Origin of the sequence: Micromonospora endophytica (assembly GCF_003236305.1) — a bacterium.
GTDB classification, from domain to species: domain Bacteria; phylum Actinomycetota; class Actinomycetes; order Mycobacteriales; family Micromonosporaceae; genus Micromonospora; species Micromonospora endophytica.
In genome coordinates this window covers 1-7,830 of sequence record NZ_POTX01000267.1, presented here as the reverse complement: position 1 = coordinate 7,830, position 7,830 = coordinate 1, and the positions used below count along the sequence as shown (strand labels likewise).

The following is a 7,830-nucleotide window of genomic DNA, read 5'->3' as shown; positions in this document are numbered from 1 at the left end:
TATAAGAGACAGGGGTCACTCTGCGGAGGGCGGCGGCGGCCGGGGGGACGTTCCGGCCAGGAGTCGGCGTACGAGCGGCCCCGGCGTTCCTCGGGCGAGGTGTCGGGACGTCGCGGTTCGGGCTCTTCCAGCCGGCCGGGCCAGCCGTCCGGCTCGTCGTCCCAGGAGCGGCCCACGTAGGTGCCGTCGGGTCGGGTCGGCGCGAGCGGCGGCACCTCGGCGCGCCCGACGGCGCTCGCCCGCCCCCGAGCCGGAGGCTGCTGATGGCGCTCGACGCCGATGTCGCCCGGATAGCGCTGCCCCGGGAACTGCGGCTGCCATTCGGTGGTCGGTTCGACGACCCAGGACGGCTCGGCGGGATCGTGCCACCGGTCGGCGTACCCGCGACTCATCCGCCGGACCTGTCGCTGTCGCCGGCGGACGGCTGATCGGCGACGACCCGGCGGTCCCACTTCCCGCTCACGGCCGCGCCCCGGTGGTCGGCTCGCGTCCGCTCGCTCACGGCGATGTCACCTCGTCGGAAATGGTCGCGCTGGGCACCCTCGGAAACCGGTGAAGTCGCTCGTCCCGGCACCGAATGGCTGCGGAAGGAGGGTAGCGGCGCGGACTCCGTCACCGCCACTGCGCCGACCGTGCCGCAGCCACACGTTATCCTATCGATCCGGACATTTAGGTCTTTGGTGGAATCGGAATTCCGACGATACTCCACCCATTGCCAGGTCGCGCTTGCCAGCTCCGGCCTGGTGTGAGTCAGGCATCACGGGTGTTCCATGATCAGTACGGCGAAGGTGCCCGGTTCGAGGGCCTGGTAGTGATGAGGGGCGTCGCCGGGGAAGGTGGCGTAGTCGCCGGGGCCGAGTTCGACAGGCTCGTGCTCTGGGCCACAGCGCAGGCGACCGGCCCCCACCACGACATGCTCGACGCTGCGTGGGGTGTGTGGTTCGGCGGTGCGGATCCCGTCCGGCTCCAGTTCGATCAGATAGACGTCGCGGCGGGCGTGCGTCGTGCCGGCGGAGAGCAGCGTCCCGGTGAAGTCGGCGTGTTCGGAGCGGATCCGCGGCCCGTCGCCGGCACGGATCACCCGCACGCTGTGCGCGGGGCGCTCGACCAGTCGGCTGAACGGCACGTCGAGCGCCACGCCCAGCGCCCACAGTGTCTCCACGCTCGGATTGCCCACGCCGGACTCCAGCTGGGACAGGGTCGACTTGGCGATCCCGGCCCGGCGGGCTAGCTCGGTGATGGAGAGTCCGACGCGCTGCCGCTCGTAGCGCAGCGCGGCGGCGATGGTGGCCAGCGGGGGAGACGGATCCGACGACATTTGTTCGCTCCGATGTGCGGTCTGTTCGATTTGACGAACGGCAGAGGATCTGTTCATCATGCTGGACGATGCGTACGCCAGAACGAACGTCGGGGTCGGAAGTGCTGCGCGACGTCGCCGCCATCGGCGCGGCGATCGTGGCGGTCGGGGCCTCGTTCGGTGCCATGACGGTCGCCGCCGGCCTACCGGGCTGGGCGGCCGTCGCCATGTCCGTGCTGGTCTACGCCGGGGGCGCGCAGTTCATGGCGATCGGGCTGATCTCCGCCGGCAACCCGGTGGCCGCCGTCCTCGCCGGACTGTTGATCAACGCCCGGCACCTGCCCTTCGGCCTGACCCTCGGCGACACCATCGGCCACCGCCTACGGCACCGGCTGCTCGGCAGCCACCTGATGACCGACGAGACGACCGCCTTCACCCTGGCCCGCCCGGCCGGTACCGCCCGGCGACAGGCATTCTGGCTGGCCGGCACCCTGCTCTTCCTGGCCTGGAACGGCGGCACCGTGCTCGGCGTGCTGGCCGGTGGGGCGGCGGGCGACCCAGCCGTGTTCGGGCTGGACGCCGCGTTCCCGGCCGGGCTGATGGCCCTGCTGCTGCCCTCGCTGCGGGACCGGGACACCCGACACGCGGCGCTCGTCGGCGCGGTCGTGGCGGTGCTCACCACTCCGCTGCTGCCAGCCGGCCTGCCGGTGCTGTTGGCGCTGGCCGGCCCGGGACTGATCGCCCTGCGCCGGCTCAGGCGGCAGCACCCGCCGTCAGGCGACGCCACCGAAACGCCGGTGGCCAATGACCCGACGGCCGGTGGCCAGGGGGTCAGTGGCCCGGCGGGCGGGGTCCCGGCGGTCGGTGGCTCGGTCGCCGGTGGCCAGGCGGTCGGGATCCCGACCGCGGCGGTACCGGTCGGGCGGGAACCCGCGCCGGCCGGACAGCGGGAGGAACCATGCTGATCGCCGTGATCGTGGCGCTGGCCGTCGGGACGTACGCCTTCCGGGTCTCCGGGGTGCTGCTGCGCGACCGGCTCGACCTGCCGGCGTGGGCGCGCGCGCTGCTTCCGGTCGGTGCGGCGGCCCTGCTGGCGGCGCTGGCGGCCACCGCGGCGCTTACCGAGGTCGGCCGGTTCGCCGGCTGGGCCCGGCCGGCCGGTGTGCTGGTCGGGGTGCTGCTGGCATGGCGGCGGGCACCGTTCGTGCTGGTGGTCGTCGCCGCCGCCGGCACCGCGGCACTGCTCCGCCTGGCCGGTGTGCCCTGAGCCCCGGTCAGACCTTGTCGCCCAGGGCGCTGATCAGACCTTGTCGCCGAGGGCGCTGATCAGACCTTGTCGCCGAGGGCGCTGATCAGACCTTGTCGCCCAGGGCGACGCGGGGCTCGGGCGAGCGCAGCTTGCGGAAGGTGATGGCCCGCATGATGGCGTAGAGGTAGAGCGAGCCCATCCGCTGGGTGGTGTTCGGGAAGCGGGCCTGGACCAGCTTCTTGATCTTCCGCGAGATGAGCACCGAGTCGATCACCACGCCCACGGCCAGCGCGCCCCACAGCAGGTTGGAGGCGAGCCGGATCACCGGAGGCATCGCCTGGTTCGAGCCGATCAGCACGACCAGTGCGCCGCCGAAGAACCAGGTGCCGACGGTACGCCGGGAGTCGACCACGTTACGGGCCAGCAACCGCTCGGGACCACGGTCACGCGGGCCACCCTCGCGGCGGAACTCGGCCGCCGCCTCGGCCCGCCGTTGCCGCCGCAACGCCTTCGCCTCTTCCTTGCTGAGCGGCTTGGTCGCGCCGGCCGGACGCCGGCCGCTGGCCGGTCGCTTGGGCGTCTCACGGCCCTTGGCCGGGGTGTAGCTACGCGAACGGTTGGCCTCGGCCGTCTCCTCCTCGGCCGGGGTCAACGGCTCGGTGGCGGGGTCGGCGAGGTCAGCGGACTTGCGGCGAAACAGCGACGGCACGCGGCAAGGGTAGCCAACGGCCCACCTCCGGTGCACATCGCGGGTGCACCGGAGGTGAGCCGTCGACGGAAACTACGGCCGCTCGACGTGCGCGCCGAGGTCGGCGAGCTTCGCCTCGAAGTCCTCGTAACCCCTGTTGATCAGGTCGACGCCGTACACCCGGGAGGTGCCCTCCGCGGCCAGCGCGGCGATCAGGTGGCTGAAACCGGCCCGCAGGTCGGGGATGACCAGGTCGGCGGCGTGCAGTTTGCTCGGTCCGGCGATCACCGCGGAGTGCTTGAAGTTGCGCCGGCCGAACCGGCACGGGGTGCCGCCCAGGCAGTCCCGGTAGACCTGGATGTTCGCGCCCATCGAGTTGAGCGCCTCGGTGTAGCCCAACCGCTGCTCGTAGACGGTCTCGTGGACGATCGACAGGCCCCGGGCCTGGGTCAGCGCGACGACGAGCGGCTGCTGCCAGTCGGTCATGAAGCCGGGGTGCACGTCGGTCTCCAGGGCGGTGGCCTGGAGTTCGCCGCCCGGGTGCCAGAAGCGGATGCCGCCCTCCTGCCCCGGCTGTCCCGGCCGAGGGGGACGGGTGTCGGTCACCTCGTACTCGCCGCCGACCGAGCGGAAGACGTTGAGGAAGGTCATCATGTCGGCCTGCTCGGCACCGAGCACCTCGACGTGGCCGCGGGTGGCCAGCGCCGCCGCCGCCCAGCTCGCCGCCTCGATCCGATCCGGGATCGGACGGTGCGTGTAGCCGTGCAGCCGCGGCACACCCTGGACCTCGATCACCCGGTCGGTGTGCACCTTGATGATCGCGCCCATCTTCTGCAGGACGCAGATCAGGTCGACGATCTCCGGCTCCACGGCGGCGTTGCGCAGCTCGGTGACACCCTCGGCCATGACCGCGGTGAGCAGCACCTGCTCGGTCGCGCCGACGCTGGGGTAGGGCAGGGCGAACTTGGTGCCGTGCAGCCCGTTCGGCGCGGACAGGTGCAGCCCCTCGGGGGTCTTGTCGACCGTGGCGCCGAACTCCCGCAGGGCCTGCAGGTGGAAGTCGATCGGTCGCGGACCGATGTGGCAGCCACCCAGGTCGGGGATGAAGGCGTGCCCGAGCCGGTGCAGCAGCGGACCGCAGAACAGGATCGGAATCCGGCTGGAACCGGCGTGCACGTTGATCTGGTCGGTGCTGGCGCTCTCCACGTTCGCCGGGTCGAAGACCAGCTCGCCATCCTCGACGCCGTCGGTGACCTTGACGCCGTGCAGCCCGAGCAGGCCCCGGACCACCTCCACGTCACGGATCTTCGGTACGTCGAACAACCGGCTCGGGGTGTCGCCGAGCAGCGCGGCGACCATCGCCTTGGAGACCAGGTTCTTCGCGCCGCGCACGCGGATCCGCCCTTGCAGCGGGGTGCCTCCGTGTACGACCAGGACGTCGTCGGTCAACGCAACCTCCAGCGCGTGCGTGCTGCCGTTTCGATGGGGGAACACCCCGAGTCGCTACCCGCGAACCGGTCGGGGGCAAACTTCCGCCCGGGTGTGTTGTCGCCCGGGCAGCATAGCCCTCCGTGATGAGAATGGATCCGGTCACACCGCCGGGGAGGGCATCAATCGGTGATCCGGCACTTTTTCGTACGCCAGGTGCTACCGAGCGTGATCAGGCGGTGCCTCAGGAGCCGGGCAGCGCGAGCATCTGGTCCAGCGCGACCCGGGCGTGGTGCGCGGTGTCCGGATCGACGGTGATCTGGTTGGCCACCCGACCCGCGACCAGCTCCTCCAGCGCCCACACCAGGTGGGGCAGGTCGATGCGGTTCATCGTCGAGCAGTAACAGACCGCCCGGTCGAGGAACATGATCTGCTTGTCCGGGTGGGCCAGCGCGAGTCGGCGGACCAGGTTCAGCTCGGTGCCCACCGCCCACGCGGAGCCGGCCGGGGCCGCCTCGATCGTCTTGATGATGTATTCGGTGGAGCCCACCAGGTCGGCGGCGTTGACCACCTCGTGCCGGCACTCCGGGTGCACAAGCACGTTGACCCCCGGAACCCGCTCACGGACGTCGTTGACGCTGTCGAGGGTGAACCGCCCGTGCACCGAGCAGTGCCCCCGCCAGAGGATCATCCGCGCGTCGCGCAGCTGCTCGGGCGTGAGCCCACCGCCGGGCTTGTGCGGGTCGTAGAGCACGCAGTCGTCAAGGGAGAAGCCCATCTCCAGCACCGCCGTGTTGCGGCCCAGATGCTGGTCGGGCAGGAAGAGCACCTTCTCACCCTGCTGGTACGCCCACTCCAGGGCCCGCTTCGCGTTCGACGAGGTGCACACCACGCCGCCGTGCCGGCCGACGAAACCCTTGATGTCGGCGGAGGAGTTCATGTAGGTCACCGGGACCGTCCGGTCGGCCACCCCCAGGTCGACCAGGACATCCCAGGCGTTCTCGACCTGGGGCAGCGCGGCCATGTCCGCCATCGAGCAGCCGGCGGCCAGGTCGGGCAGGACGACCCGCTGCGTGTCCGAGGTGAGGATGTCCGCGCTCTCGGCCATGAAGTGCACACCGCAGAAGACGATGTACTCCGCGTCCGGCCGGGCGGCGGCCTCCCGGGCCAGCTTGAACGAGTCGCCTGTCACGTCGGCGAACTGGATCACCTCGTCGCGCTGGTAGTGGTGACCCAGCACGAAGACCTTGTCGCCGAGCGCGGCCTTGGCCGCCGTCGCCCGGGCCACCAGGTCAGGGTCGCTCGGCGCCGGCAACTCGCCCGGACACTCCACGCCACGCTCGGTGGCGGGGTCGCTGCCGCGGCCGAGGAGCAGCAGCGCAGTGGCGGTGTTGGAGGGTTCCATCCAGGTCGACGTCACGCGCTCCATGGTCCCACAGGACGGCCGCCCCGCCGCCCCCGCCGGTGTGGGCTGCCACACTGCCAGGCATGCGCGTACTGCTCTGCCCGGACAAGTTCGCCGGCACACTGCCGGCACCCCAGGTGGCCGCCGCGGTGGCCGACGGTTGGCGGGAGATCGCTCCCGGCGACGACCTGCTGGTCAGGCCGTTGGCCGACGGCGGGCCCGGCTTCCTCGACGTGCTCGCCGAGGCGCTGCCCGGCCGGCGGGTGCCGGCGCCCACGGTCGACCCGCTGGGCCGCCCGGCCGACGGTGAGATCCTGCTCACCGATGACGGAGCGACCGCCTGGCTGGAGAGCGCGCAGGCGTGCGGGCTGCACCTGCTCGACGCCGCCGAGCGCGACCCGAAGACCACCACCTCGTACGGGCTGGGCCTGCTGATCGCCGCGGCGGTCGAGGCCGGCGCTCGTACCGTGGTGGTGGGTCTGGGTGGCTCGGCGACCAACGACGGCGGTGTCGGGATGCTCACCGCCCTGGGCGCCACGCCACTGGACGGCGCCGGCCTGGCGCTGCCGTACGGCGGCGCGGCGCTGGCCGCGGTGGCTTCGCTCGACGGGGCGCCCCGGCTGCGTGAGGCCCGGCTGATCGCCGCCACCGACGTCGACAACCCGCTGCTCGGGCTGCACGGGGCGAGCAGCGTCTTCGGGCCGCAGAAGGGTGCCGACCGGGCCGACGTGCTGCTGCTCGACGCCGCGTTGACGCGCTGGGCCGAGGTGCTGGAGCGTGACCTGCCAGGCTGCCCCGGTGGGCTGGGCGCGCTGCCCGGCGGTGGCGCCGCTGGCGGTGTCGGTGCGGCGCTGCTGGCCCTCGGCGGCCGGTGCGAATCCGGGATCGGGCTGGTCAGCCGGGCTGTCGGGCTGGACGCCGCGCTCGACGGCGTGGATCTGGTGATCACCGGAGAGGGGAAGTTCGACCATCAGTCGCTGCGCGGCAAAGTGGTAGCCGGTGTGGCTGGCGCCGCCCGGGACCGGGGCGTGCCCTGTGTCGTGCTCGCCGGTCAGGTGAGCACCGGCCGGCGAGAGGCGGCGTCGGTCGGGGTGACCGACGCGTACAGCCTGGTGGAGCACTTCGGCGGTGAGGAACGCGGTGGGTTGGCCGCCGCCCTGGACCGCCCGGGGGAGGGGCTGCGGGCGCTCGGTGCCCGGCTGGCCCGGCAGTGGAGCCGCTGATCGGCTGGTCACGTCGCCAGGTGGCCGGGCCAGGGGCGGCCTACAATCGAAAACTGGACCACTGTGGGAATCGCTGACCGGCGGCTGACGTTGGCCAGGTGAGACCACACCCGAACGCGCGCAGGGAGAATTCCACGTGACCACGCCAGCGCAGACCGAGTCGACCGAGGCCAAGGCCCCCACGTCCGTCGTCCTCACCGACGTCGCGGCGCAGAAGGTCAAGGCCCTGATCGAGCAGGAGGGCCGCGACGACCTGCGGCTCCGGGTCGCGGTGCAGCCGGGCGGCTGCTCCGGCCTGCGATACCAGCTCTTCTTCGACGAGCGTTCGCTCGACGGTGACGTCGTCACCGACTACGACGGTGTCGAGGTCGTCGTCGACCGGATGAGCGCGCCGTACCTGGCCGGCGCCACCATCGACTTCGCCGACCGGATCGACGCCCAGGGCTTCACCATCGACAACCCCAACGCGGGCAACTCCTGCGCCTGCGGCGACTCCTTCAGCTGACTCACCCACCCCGCACCACCCCGACGGCGGGACAC

At 72.0% G+C, this 7,830-nt stretch carries 8 protein-coding genes and 1 pseudogene; 4 read left to right on the top strand and 5 right to left on the bottom strand.

The genetic code is table 11. The features are described from left to right. Both C1I93_RS32765 and C1I93_RS26285 read right to left on the bottom strand, forming a co-directional pair. Positions 1-392: pseudogene (locus tag C1I93_RS32765) on the bottom strand (hypothetical protein); the annotation flags it as partial. 365 nt (positions 393-757) lie between these two features. Then, on the bottom strand, positions 758-1,318 hold the full coding sequence (locus C1I93_RS26285; protein WP_111245964.1) for a helix-turn-helix domain-containing protein: 561 nt from the start codon (positions 1,316-1,318) through the stop codon (positions 758-760). Positions 1,319-1,386: 68 nt separating this feature from the next. Here C1I93_RS26285 and C1I93_RS26280 point away from each other — a divergent pair, with 68 nt between their 5' ends. Continuing rightward, positions 1,387-2,262: an AzlC family ABC transporter permease gene (locus tag C1I93_RS26280; RefSeq protein WP_223256266.1), complete on the top strand. Its 876-nt coding sequence runs from the start codon at positions 1,387-1,389 to the stop codon at positions 2,260-2,262. Next, a complete protein-coding gene (locus C1I93_RS26275) occupies positions 2,256-2,564 on the top strand; it encodes an AzlD domain-containing protein (RefSeq protein ID WP_111245963.1) in 309 nt (102 codons plus the stop codon). Before C1I93_RS26280 ends, C1I93_RS26275 begins: the two co-directional genes overlap by 7 nt. 85 nt (positions 2,565-2,649) lie before the next feature. Here C1I93_RS26275 and C1I93_RS26270 read toward each other — a convergent pair whose 3' ends face one another. From C1I93_RS26270 to nadA, 3 genes are all read right to left on the bottom strand, one after another. After that, positions 2,650-3,255 carry a DUF3043 domain-containing protein gene (locus tag C1I93_RS26270; RefSeq protein ID WP_111245962.1) on the bottom strand — a complete coding sequence of 202 codons (606 nt, stop codon included), beginning with the start codon at positions 3,253-3,255 and terminating at the stop codon, positions 2,650-2,652. Between the two features lie 72 nt (positions 3,256-3,327). Then, on the bottom strand, positions 3,328-4,683 hold the full coding sequence (murA, locus tag C1I93_RS26265; RefSeq protein WP_111245966.1) for a UDP-N-acetylglucosamine 1-carboxyvinyltransferase: 1,356 nt from the start codon (positions 4,681-4,683) through the stop codon (positions 3,328-3,330). 223 nt (positions 4,684-4,906) lie between these two features. Beyond that, positions 4,907-6,082: a quinolinate synthase NadA gene (gene nadA, locus C1I93_RS26260; RefSeq protein WP_111245965.1), complete on the bottom strand. Its 1,176-nt coding sequence runs from the start codon at positions 6,080-6,082 to the stop codon at positions 4,907-4,909. Between the two features lie 68 nt (positions 6,083-6,150). Here nadA and C1I93_RS26255 point away from each other — a divergent pair, with 68 nt between their 5' ends. Next, positions 6,151-7,290, top strand: coding sequence for a glycerate kinase family protein (locus C1I93_RS26255; protein WP_111245961.1), 1,140 nt, complete (start codon positions 6,151-6,153; stop codon positions 7,288-7,290). 136 nt (positions 7,291-7,426) lie between these two features. Next, a complete protein-coding gene (gene erpA / locus C1I93_RS26250) occupies positions 7,427-7,795 on the top strand; it encodes an iron-sulfur cluster insertion protein ErpA (RefSeq protein WP_013735179.1) in 369 nt (122 codons plus the stop codon). The last annotated feature ends 35 nt before the right edge of the window (positions 7,796-7,830 follow it).